15 protein-coding genes and 1 other annotated feature are annotated in these 13,906 nt (G+C 49.5%); of the genes, 13 read left to right on the top strand and 2 right to left on the bottom strand.

The features are described from left to right. The first annotated feature begins 45 nt into the window (after positions 1–45). The 8 genes from HFE64_00520 to HFE64_00485 all read left to right on the top strand — a co-directional run bounded on the left by HFE64_00520 (position 46) and on the right by HFE64_00485 (position 6,364). The gene (locus HFE64_00520) at positions 46–372 is read left to right on the top strand and encodes a cupin domain-containing protein (GenBank protein MCI8631960.1); all 327 of its coding nucleotides are present in this window, start codon (positions 46–48) and stop codon (positions 370–372) included. 174 nt (positions 373–546) lie between these two features. Then, positions 547–807: an AbrB/MazE/SpoVT family DNA-binding domain-containing protein gene (locus HFE64_00515; GenBank protein ID MCI8631959.1), complete on the top strand. Its 261-nt coding sequence runs from the start codon at positions 547–549 to the stop codon at positions 805–807. A gap of 1 nt (position 808) precedes the next feature. Beyond that, the gene (locus HFE64_00510; protein ID MCI8631958.1) at positions 809–1,204 is read left to right on the top strand and encodes a putative toxin-antitoxin system toxin component, PIN family; all 396 of its coding nucleotides are present in this window, start codon (positions 809–811) and stop codon (positions 1,202–1,204) included. A gap of 86 nt (positions 1,205–1,290) precedes the next feature. Next, positions 1,291–2,448, top strand: coding sequence for an MFS transporter (locus HFE64_00505; protein ID MCI8631957.1), 1,158 nt, complete (start codon positions 1,291–1,293; stop codon positions 2,446–2,448). Then, complete coding sequence (locus tag HFE64_00500; GenBank protein ID MCI8631956.1) at positions 2,445–3,284, top strand: ROK family protein; 840 nt, start codon at positions 2,445–2,447, stop codon at positions 3,282–3,284. Before HFE64_00505 ends, HFE64_00500 begins: the two co-directional genes overlap by 4 nt. 153 nt (positions 3,285–3,437) lie before the next feature. Next, positions 3,438–4,445 (top strand): sugar phosphate isomerase/epimerase, encoded by a 1,008-nt coding sequence (locus tag HFE64_00495; GenBank protein ID MCI8631955.1) that lies wholly within the window; start codon positions 3,438–3,440, stop codon positions 4,443–4,445. A gap of 66 nt (positions 4,446–4,511) precedes the next feature. Next, positions 4,512–5,438 carry a sugar phosphate isomerase/epimerase gene (locus HFE64_00490; GenBank protein ID MCI8631954.1) on the top strand — a complete coding sequence of 309 codons (927 nt, stop codon included), beginning with the start codon at positions 4,512–4,514 and terminating at the stop codon, positions 5,436–5,438. Positions 5,439–5,449: 11 nt separating this feature from the next. Beyond that, positions 5,450–6,364 (top strand): sugar phosphate isomerase/epimerase, encoded by a 915-nt coding sequence (locus tag HFE64_00485; protein MCI8631953.1) that lies wholly within the window; start codon positions 5,450–5,452, stop codon positions 6,362–6,364. 71 nt (positions 6,365–6,435) lie between these two features. Here HFE64_00485 and HFE64_00480 read toward each other — a convergent pair whose 3' ends face one another. Next, complete coding sequence (locus tag HFE64_00480) at positions 6,436–7,032, bottom strand: sel1 repeat family protein (protein MCI8631952.1); 597 nt, start codon at positions 7,030–7,032, stop codon at positions 6,436–6,438. A gap of 157 nt (positions 7,033–7,189) precedes the next feature. On the opposite strand from HFE64_00480, the gene HFE64_00475 reads away from it, so the two are divergent. Genes HFE64_00475 through HFE64_00465 form a run of 3 tightly spaced genes read left to right on the top strand, consistent with a single transcriptional unit; the run spans position 7,190 to position 9,654 of the window. Next, the gene (locus HFE64_00475; protein MCI8631951.1) at positions 7,190–8,650 is read left to right on the top strand and encodes a hypothetical protein; all 1,461 of its coding nucleotides are present in this window, start codon (positions 7,190–7,192) and stop codon (positions 8,648–8,650) included. Between the two features lie 57 nt (positions 8,651–8,707). Next, on the top strand, positions 8,708–9,163 hold the full coding sequence (locus HFE64_00470; protein ID MCI8631950.1) for a GNAT family N-acetyltransferase: 456 nt from the start codon (positions 8,708–8,710) through the stop codon (positions 9,161–9,163). A 26-nt stretch (positions 9,164–9,189) separates the two neighbouring features. Continuing rightward, positions 9,190–9,654 (top strand): AAA family ATPase, encoded by a 465-nt coding sequence (locus tag HFE64_00465; GenBank protein MCI8631949.1) that lies wholly within the window; start codon positions 9,190–9,192, stop codon positions 9,652–9,654. A gap of 6 nt (positions 9,655–9,660) precedes the next feature. On the opposite strand, the gene HFE64_00460 is transcribed toward HFE64_00465, so the two are convergent. After that, positions 9,661–10,542, bottom strand: a complete 882-nt coding sequence (locus HFE64_00460; protein MCI8631948.1) for an EamA family transporter — start codon at positions 10,540–10,542, stop codon at positions 9,661–9,663. 170 nt (positions 10,543–10,712) lie between these two features. Between HFE64_00460 and HFE64_00455 the strand changes: the two genes are divergently transcribed. Together HFE64_00455 and HFE64_00450 are read left to right on the top strand one after the other, a co-directional pair. After that, the gene (locus HFE64_00455; GenBank protein ID MCI8631947.1) at positions 10,713–11,807 is read left to right on the top strand and encodes a hypothetical protein; all 1,095 of its coding nucleotides are present in this window, start codon (positions 10,713–10,715) and stop codon (positions 11,805–11,807) included. A 40-nt stretch (positions 11,808–11,847) separates the two neighbouring features. After that, positions 11,848–12,108: a binding site (T-box leader), on the top strand. A 37-nt stretch (positions 12,109–12,145) separates the two neighbouring features. After that, positions 12,146–13,888 (top strand): proline--tRNA ligase, encoded by a 1,743-nt coding sequence (locus HFE64_00450; GenBank protein MCI8631946.1) that lies wholly within the window; start codon positions 12,146–12,148, stop codon positions 13,886–13,888. Positions 13,889–13,906: the final 18 nt, after the last annotated feature.

Genomic DNA, 13,906 nt, shown 5'->3' with positions numbered 1-13,906 from the left:
GAAGGATAGCCGGCTCGGAACATATATGGAAAGGAAAGATGGATCATGAAGACAGTAGTTATGGAAGAGGCTTACGGCGGCAAAGGAAATGTAGTGCTGAAGCATCTGCTGGATGAAAAGCAGCTAAACGGAAAGTGCGGTCTGTATGCAGAGGTCACGATTGCGCCGGGCTGCTCCTTGGGCTATCACGAACATCATCATGAAAGTGAAACCTATTTTATCATAAAGGGACAGGGAAATTATAATGATAACGGCAGCATCCGCCCGGTGAAGGCAGGCGATGTGACCTTTACGCCGGATGGCTGCGGACATGGCATTGAGAATACAGGCGATGAGGATCTGGTCTTCATGGCGCTGATCATTTTGGATTAAAAACGAAGGAAATATTATAGAAACGTGCAGTTTGCATTGCAAAGCGTAAAGCCGGTTGCAGCAAGCTGCACGTTTTGTATATTTAAAAATAGGTTTACTTTTTATTAGAAAAGAGTATAATAAAAGTAAATCTCAAATTTCCTTTAGATTTAAAGAATAGAAAGGGGAGTTTTTATGAATTTAGCAAAAATTTCTGCAAACGGACAAATTACTGTGCCGGTAGAAATTCGTCGTTTACTAGGTCTAAAATCAGGTGATAAGATTTTATTTTACCAAAAGCAGGACGGAGAGATTGTTTTGAGCAATGCCTCCGCACAGGCAATTCACAAAGCGCAGGCCGCTTTTTCAGGTGCCGCTGAGGCTATGGGAATTACAAGTGAGGAGGATGTGCAGGCGCTTGTAGACGAAGTACGGTACGGAAAAAAAGGAAAGTAAAATGAGAATATTGGTCGATACAAACATTCTTTTTTCTGCGCTGGTTTTTCCAAAGTCAAAACCAGCGCAAGCTTTGTTTTATATAGCTGATAATCATGAGATGGTATTGTGTGATCGCAACATCATGGAATTACGGGATATCTTAAGGCGGAAAGCCCCTAATTTTTTGCCAGATGCCGAAATTTTCTTGGCGGAAATGTCTTATGAGCTGATCCCCGCGGTGAATTATACAGAAAAACTGATACGTGATGCAAAGGATCAGCCAATTTTAAATGCGGCTATTGTATTTGATGTGGATATCATTCTGACTGGAGATAAAGATTTTTTAAGTCTTGAAATGGAGCATCCAAGATGCATGAGTGTTGCACAGTTTTTTGAAAGTTACGGCTGCGACTAAGATATGCTTGACAGTAGCAGAGTCTAAGCAATACAATGCAGGTAAACAGATATGGCAAATTGATATGCAAAAGGGAGAAACAGAAAATGGACGCATACAAACGCATTAACCGCCTGCTGCGGGTGATTCAGTTTACCTACCTTTCGGCACTGGCAAGCTTTATCAACTATCTGGTTCTATATCTTAACGATATTGGATTTTCAGAGATGTATATCGGCGTGATTCATGCGGCGGGCGCCGGCATGATGCTGGTCATTCAGATGGCGCTGGGCAGGATTCTGGACAAAAAGCAGTGCTTCCGGCAGGTTGTAGCGGCCGTGCTAAGCTTCTGCATCCTAGGCGTGGCAGCCATGCCCTTTGTGAAAAGCTGGATTTTTTTGGAGCTTGTGATTATCATTTTGCTGTACGCTATCATCAAACAGTTCGGCAATGTGTTTGACCTGTGGACCTATCAGCTCAAGGCAGAATATCCAGAGGTAACCTACGGCAGTACGCGGGGAATCGGGTCGGTAGGTGAAGGTGTGGCCACCTTTGCGCTGGGCTATTTGATTGCATGGTTTGGCTTTGGCGCGATGTTTATTGTCACGGTCGTGCTGCTGGCTTTGGCTTTATTTACGGCCATGCAGATGCCCAATCCGGCGCGGCAGCCGGCTGCAGAAGCAGAAGCGAAAAACTGGCGCATGGTTTTAAATAGCCAGCTGGTGCTGTATTTAATGAGCTTTTTAATCATGAAAATTGCGGTAACGCTAATCAGTACTTTTTGTTCGCTCATGGTACAGCGGCTGGGCGGCGGCAGCGAATGGTACGGCTTCATCATTTTGCTTTGCGGCATTACAGAGCTGCCGGTGTTCATCTGGCTCGGACGCTCCTGCAAAGGACCGAAAGCGCAGCTGTGGTACAAGATCTGCATTCTCATAGGACTTACCGGCAGTGTAATGGATGCGTTGGCGCCCAATATCCCGATTTTTGTTGTAGGGCGCGTTATGCTCACGGTAGTCTATGTAATTTATACAGTAGCGAATCTGGAATATGTGAGAACCCATGTGAATCCAGCCTACCAGGGGCAGGTCATGCTGCTGATTGGAGCAGTTTCCAGCAGTATCGGCTACATGGCCTCCAGCCTGCTCGGCGGATACCTGCTGGAGCTTGGCGATCAGGTAGTGATGGCGGTGGTCATGGCAGCCTTATTTGCCATATCATGGATCTTACATAGTGCGGCATTCAATAAAAGGAGGAGCATATGAGCTTAGAAAAATGGATCGGAGTTGATCAGGGCTGCACCAAAATGCTGCTTACAGCTGAGTACAACGGACAGTGGATCGATGAGAAGGTGCCCACGGGTCTCGATGTAACGCAGGCCTATCTGCACGAGCAGATCGACGCTTTCATCGCAAGGCTGCCCTTTAAGCCGGAAGGCATCGGCATGGGCGTGGTCGGCCTTGTGGAGAAGGATGAGCTGGTGCTCAGCGACACCAAAGGGCTGCAGGGCATGAAGGCCGCAGACTTTGCGAGCCCCGGCTGCCCCTGCCACATCATCAACGATGTGAAGGCAGCCACGGTAGAAGAGGCCTCTTATTACGGCGATGAGGACTGCATGGTGCTGATCATGGCCGGAAGCGGCTTTGCCATGGGCGTCAAAGAGCAGGGGCGCATCCTGCTGGGCCGCCATGGCTGGGCCGGTGAGCTGGGCTCGTTGATCTATCCGCTTGATGGAAAGCTGCAAAGCCTCGATTCCATTTCCGGCGGCCTTGGCATTTTAAAGCGCGCCGGCATCAGTGCACAGGAGGTGCATGAGCGCCTTGCCGCACAGGATCCGGAGATGACAGCGCTCATCCGCCAGGCGGGAACCTATTTCGGTATCGCCTTAGTGGATATCGTCCATACCTTTAATCCATCCCATATCGTGATCGGCGGCAGCACCCCGAGCTATCCGGGCTATATGGAGGCCGCTAAAGAAATTCTTTTGCAGCATGCGCTGCCTACGATGCTGGCTGATTGTGAGCTTGCAGAGCCGCATGACCTTAAACGCATTGTTGCACTGGGGGCCCGCAGGTTCGCATATGCCCAGAGTCGCATATGAAAAATCTAAAATTGTTCAGGATAATACATGGACGAATTGACAATTAGATATTAAAATAACTTTAAAAAGATCCGAAGAAAGATCGCTGGATCGTTTTGCGCCTTAGGCGCGCATGCGTGAAAACGCAAATTAAATTTAAAGGAGATTATACCAATGGCTATGAATTTAGGTATTAGCAGCTACTGCCTGTCCAGAAAGCTGTACACTGATGAAATGACCCTGTTCGATATCATGGATTGGGCAAAAGAGCATGGTGCTACTCATTTTGAGATCGTTCCGTTTGGTCTTCCGCTGATGCAGGAAGATGGCAAAACTCCTAACAAAGAGTTTGCTGAGCAGATTAAAGAGCATGCTGCAAAATTGAACCTGCCTCTGTCTGCATTCTCTCTGAATGCTTGCTTCATCAGACCTGCTGATGAGGAAGAGACTGTTGAGCAGAAGTATGCTAACGAGCTTGCTCGTGTAAAGGATTATATCAACCTGGCACATATCATGGGCATCAAGAAAATGCGTGTAGATATGTGCTCCGGTCAGCAGCCCCACGGCGAGAACACTCCCGAGCAGTTCGAGATTGATTTCCCGCAGCTGGTAAAGGCAGCTCAGGAAGTGGCTGATTATTTGGCTACTTTGGGCATGGGCCTGACGCTGGAGAACCACGGCCTGTACGTAAACGGCGCAGACCGCGTAATCCGTATTCTGAAGGCAGCTAACCGCCCGAACATCGGTCTGACGGTTGACGTTGGTAACTTCCTGTGCGTAGACGAGGATCCGGAAGTGAACGTAGCAAAGGCAATCAAATATGCTGATATGGTTCACTTGAAAGACTTCTACATCCGCAGCAACGAGACCATGTTCCCGCAGGATGGTATGTACACTACCTTTACCAACATGTCTAAGCCGGTTAGACAGGATGGCAAGAGAAAAGAAGAGAACGGCCCGAAGATTGCTAGATTCGGTTATGTTGGTACCGCTGCTAAGAACAAAATCCTGCGCGGCGCTATCATCGGCCAGGGCGATATGAATATGTGGAAGATTCTTGAGATCATCAAGAAGTCCGGTTATGAGAAAGAGATTTCTCTGGAGTTCGAGGGTATGGAAGATTGTGTTGCTGGTACCTACTATGGTCTGGAGACCGCTCGCTATATCTGGGATCGCATCTAATTAGCACCTTAAACACTGAAAAGGCTCAAGCGTATGCTTGGGCCTTTTTTGATCAAAGGAGGAAGCATGCAATACGGATTCAGCAATTATAGCTTTTGGAGTCTGCTCGAGAGCGGTGCGCTGTCGCTGGAGGGCCTTTTTGAGTGGCTGCACCAAAATGGCTGCGACCATGTGGAGCTGGCTGATTTTGCTCTTGACCTGCATCAGCCCGGCATGCCGGAAAGAGTGGCGGAGCTGGCTGCTCTTCACCAGCTGTCCATATCCGCCTACAGCGCCGGATCGAGCATAGCGCAGCTGGAGGGCCAAGCTTATGAGGCAGAGCTTGCCAGACTGAAGGGCGAAATCGATATTGCGCATCGGGCAGGCGCGCCGCTGCTTCGCAGCGATCTGGTCAAAGTGCTCACGCAAAGGGATGCCACGGATATAGAGGAATATGAAAGGCTGTTTCCCATTATGGTGAAAAGCGCGCAGGCGCTGGCAGATTATGCGGCGCAGTACGGTATGGAGGTGACAGTTGAAAACCATGGCACGCTGATGAATGGCGGCGACCGCGTGCGGCGGCTTATTTTGGCGGTAGATCGGCCCAACTACGGCTGTACGCTGGATGTGGGCAATGCAGTATGTGTGGATGAGGATCCGCTCGTCTGCGTGCAGACGCTGCTGCCCTTTGCAAAGCGCATTCACATCAAGGATTTTTATATCCGTGAGGATGCTTATGCAATCGGCGCACGCTTTAAAGATGGGTACGAGGTTGGCGGCGGTCCGCGCGTGTTAGGAAACGGCAGCTGGCTGACCACCAAGCACAAGAGATATCTGCGCGGTGCGATTGTCGGCCATGGCGATCTGGCGCTGCGCGGCATCCTGCAGGAGATCGTGGCCTCCGGCTACGACGGACATTTAACGATTGAATTTGAAGGTATGGAGGAGCCCATGCTGGCCTGCCGGATTGGTATGCAGAATCTTAAGCAGCTGACGGCGCTGGCAGAGGAATAAGGAGGAATAAAATGAAATTTGGAATTAGTAATTATAGCTTTTTTAAAGCATTATCCAGCGGAAAGATGTCTTTGGAGAATGCTTTTGAGTGGCTGCACGAGCTAGGCTGTGATCATATTGAGCTGGCTGATTTTGTTGTAGATTTGCACCAGCCCGGCATGGCCGAAAAGGTGACGGAGCTATCGGCAAAATATGGACTGGCTGTGTCTAATTATAGTGCCGGTTCGAGGCTGGCGCAGGTAGAAGGCGAAGAGTATGAGGCAGAGCTTAGTCGTCTTAAAGGGGAAATCGATCTGGCACATGCCATTGGTGCGCCGGCAATCCGCTGTGATCTGGTGCGGATGTTTGGCAGTGATGACCCCACCAGTATTGAAGAGTTTGACCGGTTATTCCCCAAAATGGTGAAGGGTGCGCAGGATCTGGCGGATTATGCGGCTGGCTATGGCATGGACGTACTGCTGGAAAACCATGGTACGTTTGCCAATGGCGGCGACCGTGTGCGCCGGCTGGTACTGGCAGTGAATCGACCGAACTATGGCTGTACAATCGATGTGGGCAATGCGCTTTGTGTGGATGAGGATCCGATGATCTGTGTGGAGACGCTGCTTCCCTTTGTAAAGCGCGTGCATATTAAAGATTTTTATATTCGTAAGGATGCCTATGCGATTGGCATGAAATACGGAGATGAGCAGCAGCCAAAGGACATCACAGGAAATAGATGGTTTACAACCAGACACCATCGCTATCTGCGCGGCGCCATTGTCGGCCATGGCGATATTGATCTTCGAAGCGTAATCGGGACGCTTGTAGCTTCCGGCTATGACGGAGATATGACCATTGAATTTGAAGGCATGGAGGATGAGATGCTGGCCTGCGAGATCGGCATGCGCAACCTCAAGCAGATGGTAGCGATGGCGCAGAAGTAAGTGATTGAAAAGTATAATGAAAAAGCGTTAAGGCCGAAGATGACCTTAGCGCTTTTTTTTGCGTTGGTGTTTTAAAAATGCTCTTTTAAGAAGGCCTCCGCAAGATTGCCGGAGTTGATGGTGGTTATCAGATCCAGATCTGCAATTTTATGAACAAAATCATGCTTTGCCTGCTGGGCGGCTTTCTGAAAATAAGCTTCGGCCACGCTTTTAGAGGCGGGAGAACCCTTGCCATGATAATACATCAGACCGCATTCATAGGAAGCGGGAGCAGAGCCGCCTGCGGAAGCCTCTTTATAGCAACCGAGAATAAAAGCGTTATCCACCGGATCGCCATGTCCCTGCGCATGAAGCAGGGTATAGTAATACTGCGCTTTGGCGTATCCCTCTGAAGCAGCATCGGCAAACCAGTTGATAGCATCATAATAGTTCTTGTTTGGATTGAGGTCCGAACAGCACCACAAGCCGCATTGTACCTGAGCTTCGTGGTGTCCCTGCTTGGCGGCCTTTTGGAACCAGATATAGGCTTTTTCATGATCGGGAGGAGAGTTTTTCAAAAGCGTTTTAGCATAATAAAATTGCTCTTCTGCATCAGTCGGTTCAGGTGACGGCTTAACGGCTTCGATCGTTTCGATTTTCTTTTTCTTGCCAAATCCAAATAAACCCATTGTCAATTCTCCTTAAGTAATTTTATACCTCATTATAAAAAAGAAAAGATATGGATGCAAGGGAAAATTTGTCTAATAAAAAGTATAATTGACGAACCATTTTGTTGATGATAAACTGGATGCAGATCAATATAGATGAGAAGAAAGGGGACTAATTATGAAGAGAAAAATGTATGCTGTTTATGTGGTCCTATGTGTCTTTTTAGGAGGGATTAGCTTATTTGGCTGCAATCAGAAGTCATCTACGATTTGCATCGGATGGAGCATTTCTGCGGAAAATGCCTCTGCCAGCTGGCAGGAGACACTTTCCCAGAAAGAAGAAAAGGATAATGCATATCTGCAGGAGCAGGGAAAGTCATATCGACTGGAATATCGAATGATCGTTTTGGATGAGACAGCAGATTTGAAAGAGCAGCTAAAAGGAATCGATTTATTATATGGAAGTGATTGTAATTTTACGATTGAACAGCTGCATGAGCATTTTTTGGATTTATCAAAAGAGCTTACAGACGGAAGGCTTCGGTCCTTATATGACAGTATGCCGGAAATGTACTGGGAGTCACTGCAGCTTGAGGGCGCTATTTTTAATACGGTCAGGTTTACGCCGCCGCCCACACAGGGGCTATGGATTGATAGATCGGTTTTAAAGGAGCTGAAGCTGGAAGTGCCAGAGGAACTTATCGGGCAGCCGCTTGATAAGTGGAAGGATTTTTTTGCTGCCATTTATGAGGCGAATGGACATAAACCATTCATTGATCGGCCTGAGATAACAACTAGCAATGCATCGCCTGTTTTAGTGGGAAACACTTGGGAGGCTCATTTTCAAATGATTGCACCGCATTTGGGAATTGCCTATGATGAACCGGAATTAGGTGTGCAGTGTGTTTATGAAAGTGAATACGCAAAAAAGATGAACCAGATTTGGAAGGAATATTTTGAGGCTGGGTATATAGGTAACCGATGGGATCCGGCTGATAAAGAGACATTGTTTGTCAGAACCCATGTCAGCTATGCGTTGAGACCGCATGATATACAAGAGGTTTACTGGGTATATCCGTTACAGGAATATGGATATAGTACGAATGCATGGACAGACAGGCGAAATCCATATAATTTAGAGCTAGAGGTCACAAAAGCTGCTGCCGATAAAGATAGTGTATATGAGTTCCTATGTAATCTGGCAGAAGATCAGGAGTTTGCGCAAACTATCTGTGCACAGGAGGTGGGGTATAAGTTTTTTACGCCTATGACACAAATCATGAACCCTATTGGCGGGGCATCTACTTTGCTGAATGGGTTTACAGAACCACAGCAGGAAAACAGAAGTCTGATTATTGAACAGTATGAGAAGATGAAGCACTGCCCGGCCCCGGGATTTGTATTTATGCGGACAGAAGCTATAGAAGAAGAGCTACAAAAGATAGACCGGCTCATTTATGCGGAGAGCGATGCAGGCACAGTGCGTTATAATGTAATTGGACAAATGGTAAGTGGCAGCATGGACTGGGCCGATTATGAAAAAGCACTGGATACTTTTGTACAGCGGCTTTATGAGGAAGGCCTGGAGGAAGTGATCGAAGAAGCCAATCGTCAGCTAAAAGAATATATGGGTACTTAAAATACGAGGCCGCTCTCCGGCCATATAAAAGAAAAAATAAAGAAAAAGGAGGAGAAGATGCGAATTATTCAATATGAGGATGCCTACCGGGATGACATGATTTTCATGGTCTTAGAAGCAAAAAACGCCCTCGGGCGCGTGCCGCGGCTGAACGAAGACCTGTTGGATATTCACCGGTATTATCTTTCATGCGGCGGCATGTTTTGGCTTGCTCTTGATGAGCAAAGTAGAGTTGTTGGCTGCCTTGGCTATAACCGATACAATCAGGACACCGCAAAGCTGCACCGCCTTTACATCAAATATACCATGAAAAGGCAGGGGCTGGGGTCCAAACTGCTGGAGACGGCCGAGCAGTACCTAAAAGAAGCAGGGTACCGCTATGCCATCGTGCATCTCGGCGGCAAGGAATACTTCGAATCCAGGCAGTTCTATCCCAAACATGGCTACAGAGAATATAAAGAAGCCCATATGTATAAAGATTTACTTAACATACAAGGAGGCAGGTTCAGTTGAAGCATATATATCTGATCGGCGGGGCGATGGGCATCGGCAAAACCACAGTATGTCAGATCCTAAAGCGCAAGCTGCCAAACGCCGTATTTTTAGACGGAGACTGGTGCTGGGACGCCAGCCCGTTTCAAGTAACAGAAGAAACAAAGGCCATGGTCATGGACAACATCTGCTATTTGCTGAATCAGTTTATTCATTGCAGCGCATACGACAACATCCTCTTTTGCTGGGTCATGCACGAGCAGTCCATCATCGATGCGATTCTTGCCCGCTTGGACACAGAAGGCTGCCTAGTGAAAAACATTTCTCTTATCTGCAGCGCAGAAAAATTGACCAAGCAGCTGCAAAAGGATATCCAATCCGGCGTGAGAATGCAAAGCAGTATAGAGCGTAGCCTAGCAAGACTCCCATTGTATGCAGGACTGAAAACGATAAAGATCGATACAGAGAAGCTCACAGCCGAAGAGGTGGCGGATCAAATTAAAAACGGGTAAATCGATTTACGAAATCCCCAGCAGAACAATACTGACAATACCAATCGCGATCATCAGATAGCCGTACTTGGTACGGCCTTCTTTATAATGCAGCAGAGAAAGCAGATAAACGGAAACGGTGGCAAGCGTACTCTGCAGCGGATAGACAACGGTAGAAGGCAGATACTGCAGCGAATACATAATCAAAATATTGCCGCCCGAAGAGCCGAGGCCGCAGAGCAGCGAGCTGGTCAAAAAAGCCTTAGGCTGCGCTGTAATTTCAGAAAAATGTCCTCCGCGTAATTTATGTACCAAAAGCATCAGCCAGCAAACCGAAGCGCCAATCAGAAATGCCCAGAAATTAAACACCATGATGCTGCTATCCTGAGCCCATTGGACCGACATGTTTTGAATCGTACTTAAGCAGCCATTGAGCAGCGTAGTCAGCAGTGTAATCGGCAGCCATATCTTAGCCGGTATATAAACGGAAGTGCTGTTTTTAGCTTCGCCGTCACGCCAAGAAAGAATCAGCACCAGCAAAACACAGAGAAGGCCAAGCCCTTTAGGCAGGTTCATGGGCTCGTGAAAAAGCGTTAAGCCAACCGTAATAGGTACCACGGAGCTCATGCCGTAAATGAGCTGGATAAGCCCCATCGGTCCCTTGGAATAGGCAATCAGCAGGAGATATACCGTGGCCACAAAGATGATGCCGAACAGAGCGGCAAGCAGCAAAAGCAGTCCGGAGGGTTTGGCGATCCCCCCTGTCAAAGCACTGATCACACAGGTTATGGTCAGGCTGATGGCATTAAAAAACAAGTTGGTTTCGCGGCGGGAAAAATGCCGCGTGTACTCTTTGTTGCAGATGGTGCGCATAAAAAAGGATAGATAAGCGAGGATGAAAAAATGCATGAGGACACCTCCCGAATAAAGAAATGCCGTACTTTTTAAAGGCATTTTAAAATATAAGCAGCCAAAAGTCAATAGAAAAGAATAGAGAAAACAGCATTTTTTGTTGAAATTTGCCAATTTTTGTTTTATAATGAATATTAACTATTTTTTATAAAGAGGAGAAGAGAAAAATGAAAAAGCGAATACTGAGCTTAGGCCTCGTCATGCTGATGATGCTATCTACCCTGACGGCTTGTCATGAGCATGAATGGAAGGAAGCCACTTGTACGGAGCCCAAAACCTGCAATATTTGCAACGATACAGAAGGAGAAGCGCTTGGCCACGATTGGAAGGACGCTACCTGCCGGGCCGCCAAAACCTGTGAGCGCTGCGGCGAGACCGAAGGCGATCCGCTCCCGCATACATGGAAGGAAGCCACCTGTATAGCAGCGAAAACCTGCAGTGTTTGCGGCAAGAAGGAAGGAAATGCACTCGGCCATACATGGCAGGATGCTACCTGCAAAACAGCGAAAACCTGCAGCGTCTGCGGCAAGACAGAAGGAAAGCCATTAGAGCATAGCTCTGCCAATGTAACCTGCACACAGGACGGAACCTGTGATCTGTGCGGTGAGGCCGTTCCGGCCACCGGTCATAGCTGGCAGGAAGCTACCTGCAGTGAGCCCAAAACCTGCAGAACCTGCGGACAGACCGAAGGCGAAGCGCTTGGACATTCAACCGATAATGGCGTTTGTAGCCGTTGCAAAGCAGAGATCTATGCAACGCAAACCGGCAGCGGAGACGATGTGGTTTCCGGCATCAGCGTAGGAGATGGCATATACCGCGTACACTTCACCAACTCCGGCAGCCGCAATTTCATTGTGCATGCCTATGACGCTTCCAACGATAAGAGCTATCTGGTTAACGAGATCGGCAGCTATGACGGCTATGTGCTGCTTTCCGGTGATGCGCCTTTTTCCTTTGAGGTGCAGTCAAGCGGCGAATGGACCTTTACCATTGAACGGCTGCCCCAAACAGCCGAGACCAGCTTCAGCGGTCATGGCGATTATGTGACGGGCATCTGCTCTGCATCTTCCGGCACATGGGAATTCACACATGACGGCAGCCGCAACTTTATTGTTCATTTGTATACCACAGACGGCCGCAGCCATCTAGTCAATGAAATCGGTGCATATAACGGCAAAAAGGTCGTCAAAGTGCCCAGCGGCAGCAAGGCATTCTTTGTCGTCCAGGCAGACGGCAACTGGACCATCAAGCCCGCTGCATAAAACGCTTGACAAAGCCTGCCGGCCTATGATACAGTAAGCAGCATAAACGACGATAAGAATCAGTATGCTTAGCTCCTTGGCGCAGAGAAAAGACGGTCGGTGCAAGTCTTTCCAAATCTAGGCAGAACCCATCTTTGAGTAACGCGTGAACGGCTTTCCCGCACGGCGGGAAAAGGATGCCGCAGGCAGCCTTAGGGGCCGGTAAGCGCTGTCGGGTAACCTCCGTTATCGGGTAGACGAGTGCAAGGCCGCAGTGCCTTGAAGTCAGGTGGTACCGCGAAATGCAAAATTCGCCCTGAGCCAATACGGCTCGGGGCTTTTTATTTAGGAGGAAAACAATGAAGGTTAGAAATTTGGTAGGAGAGCGGTTTAAGGAGCGTCCGTCGGACTGCGTGGTGGATAGCCATGCGCTGATGATTCGCGGCGGCTATATCAAACCGGTGGCGAACGGGATTTTTTCTCTGTATACGCCAGCTAAGCGGATTACGCAGAAAATCGAGCAGATTATCCGCGAGGAGATGGACATGCTGGACGGGCAGGAAGTGATGTTCCCGGTGGTGCTGCCGGGTGCGCTTTGGGAGGAAAGCGGCCGTTTTCAGTCGGTGGACAGCACGCTGGTGCGCTTTACCGACCGTAATGACACCTCGATGGTGCTGGGTATGACGCATGAGGAGGCGAGTGTGCAGCTGGTGCGTGAGTATGCCAACAGCTACAGCAAATATCCGTTTATGATCTATCAGATCCAGACGAAATTCCGCGACGAGGCCAGACCGCGCGCGGGGTTGATCCGCGTGCGGGAGTTTACGATGAAGGATGCCTATTCGTTCCACACCTCGCAGGAGGATCTGGAGCAGTATTATGCGCGCTGCCTGCGCGCTTATGAGCGGATTTACGCCAGAGCCGGCGTGCCGGAGGTCATTGCTGTGGCCGCCGATTCGGGCATGATGGGCGGCAGCGTGTCGCATGAATTTATGATGCTCACGCCGATTGGCGAGGATTCGATCGTGATCTGTCCGCAGTGCGGCTACCGCGCGAACATGGAAGCGGCGGACAGTATTGTGGAGAACAGGAATCAGCTGCCGGCGGCAGAGCTGACCAAGGTGCACACGCCAGGCACAAAGACGATCGAGGAGCTCACGGCGCTGCTCAAGGTGCCGGTTGAAAACACGGCGAAGGCTGTGGTCTATCAGAGAAATCAGGATGATAGCTTTGTGGTGGTCTTCATCCGCGGCGATCTGGAGACGAATGATACCAAGATCAAAAACTATCTGGGCGACGCAGTGCATCCGGCGGCGATCGATGCAGACAGTCCGGTGGTAGCCGGCTTCATTGGGCCGGTGGGCCTTTCTGACAAGGTGACGGTACTGTTTGACCGGTCGCTGGAGGGTATCGATTATCTGGTGTGCGGCGCCAACGAGGAAGACTATCATTATACCGGACTCAATCTGAAACGCGATCTTGGCGAGGTGTCTTATGTGGATGTGGCCAAGGCGGTGGACGGCGGCATTTGCCCGCACTGCGGGCAGCATAGCCTGACGATCTCGCGCGGTATTGAGGTGGGAAATATTTTCCAGCTGGGAACGAAATATACAAAGGCGATGAATATGACCTATACCGACCCGGAGGGCAACAGCCAGTATCCGATCATGGGCTGCTATGGCATCGGCGTGGGCCGGCTGGCGGCTTCGGTGGCGGAGGTGCGTCACGATGAATACGGGCCGATCTGGCCGATCAGCATTGCGCCGTGGCAGGTGCATATCTGCTGTCTGCGAGCGGATAATGCGGAGGTGAAGGGCTTTGCGGATGCGCTGTATGAGGAGCTGACGGCGCAGGGCGTGGAGGTGCTGTATGATGAGCGCGACATCCGGCCGGGCGCGATGTTCTCGGATGCGGATCTGCTAGGCGTGCCGGTGCGCGTGGTGGTGAGTCCCAAGAATCTGGATCAGCAGGTGGTGGAGATCACGACGCGGGATAAGTCGGTTTCGCTGAAAGCGCCGAAAGAGGAGGCTGCGGCGGAGATCCAGCGGGTGATCGCGCAGCTGAAGGCAGAAGTGGCGGCTAAGGTGCCGCAGTCAATTTAAACATAATGCGGGGGTGGC

The organism is Lachnospiraceae bacterium, from assembly GCA_022794035.1.
Taxonomy (GTDB): domain Bacteria; phylum Bacillota; class Clostridia; order Lachnospirales; family Bianqueaceae; genus CALWPV01.
Note: the sequence above shows the minus strand (reverse complement) of the source record. Positions and strands in the feature narration are given on the sequence as shown.

What these genes read in the sequence shown, in the direction of transcription:
- HFE64_00495 (MCI8631955.1), top strand. Translation starts at nt 3,438, where the DNA reads ATGGCTATGAATTTAGGTATTAGCAGCTACTGCCTGTCCAGAAAGCTG.
- HFE64_00505 (MCI8631957.1), top strand. Translation starts at nt 1,291, where the DNA reads ATGGACGCATACAAACGCATTAACCGCCTGCTGCGGGTGATTCAGTTT.
- HFE64_00485 (MCI8631953.1), top strand. Translation starts at nt 5,450, where the DNA reads ATGAAATTTGGAATTAGTAATTATAGCTTTTTTAAAGCATTATCCAGC.
- HFE64_00510 (MCI8631958.1), top strand. Translation starts at nt 809, where the DNA reads ATGAGAATATTGGTCGATACAAACATTCTTTTTTCTGCGCTGGTTTTT.
- HFE64_00460 (MCI8631948.1), bottom strand. Translation starts at nt 10,542, where the DNA reads ATGCATTTTTTCATCCTCGCTTATCTATCCTTTTTTATGCGCACCATC.
- HFE64_00465 (MCI8631949.1), top strand. Translation starts at nt 9,190, where the DNA reads ATGGGCATCGGCAAAACCACAGTATGTCAGATCCTAAAGCGCAAGCTG.
- HFE64_00490 (MCI8631954.1), top strand. Translation starts at nt 4,512, where the DNA reads ATGCAATACGGATTCAGCAATTATAGCTTTTGGAGTCTGCTCGAGAGC.
- HFE64_00470 (MCI8631950.1), top strand. Translation starts at nt 8,708, where the DNA reads ATGCGAATTATTCAATATGAGGATGCCTACCGGGATGACATGATTTTC.
- HFE64_00500 (MCI8631956.1), top strand. Translation starts at nt 2,445, where the DNA reads ATGAGCTTAGAAAAATGGATCGGAGTTGATCAGGGCTGCACCAAAATG.
- HFE64_00520 (MCI8631960.1), top strand. Translation starts at nt 46, where the DNA reads ATGAAGACAGTAGTTATGGAAGAGGCTTACGGCGGCAAAGGAAATGTA.
- HFE64_00475 (MCI8631951.1), top strand. Translation starts at nt 7,190, where the DNA reads ATGAAGAGAAAAATGTATGCTGTTTATGTGGTCCTATGTGTCTTTTTA.
- HFE64_00450 (MCI8631946.1), top strand. Translation starts at nt 12,146, where the DNA reads ATGAAGGTTAGAAATTTGGTAGGAGAGCGGTTTAAGGAGCGTCCGTCG.
- HFE64_00455 (MCI8631947.1), top strand. Translation starts at nt 10,713, where the DNA reads ATGAAAAAGCGAATACTGAGCTTAGGCCTCGTCATGCTGATGATGCTA.
- HFE64_00515 (MCI8631959.1), top strand. Translation starts at nt 547, where the DNA reads ATGAATTTAGCAAAAATTTCTGCAAACGGACAAATTACTGTGCCGGTA.
- HFE64_00480 (MCI8631952.1), bottom strand. Translation starts at nt 7,032, where the DNA reads ATGGGTTTATTTGGATTTGGCAAGAAAAAGAAAATCGAAACGATCGAA.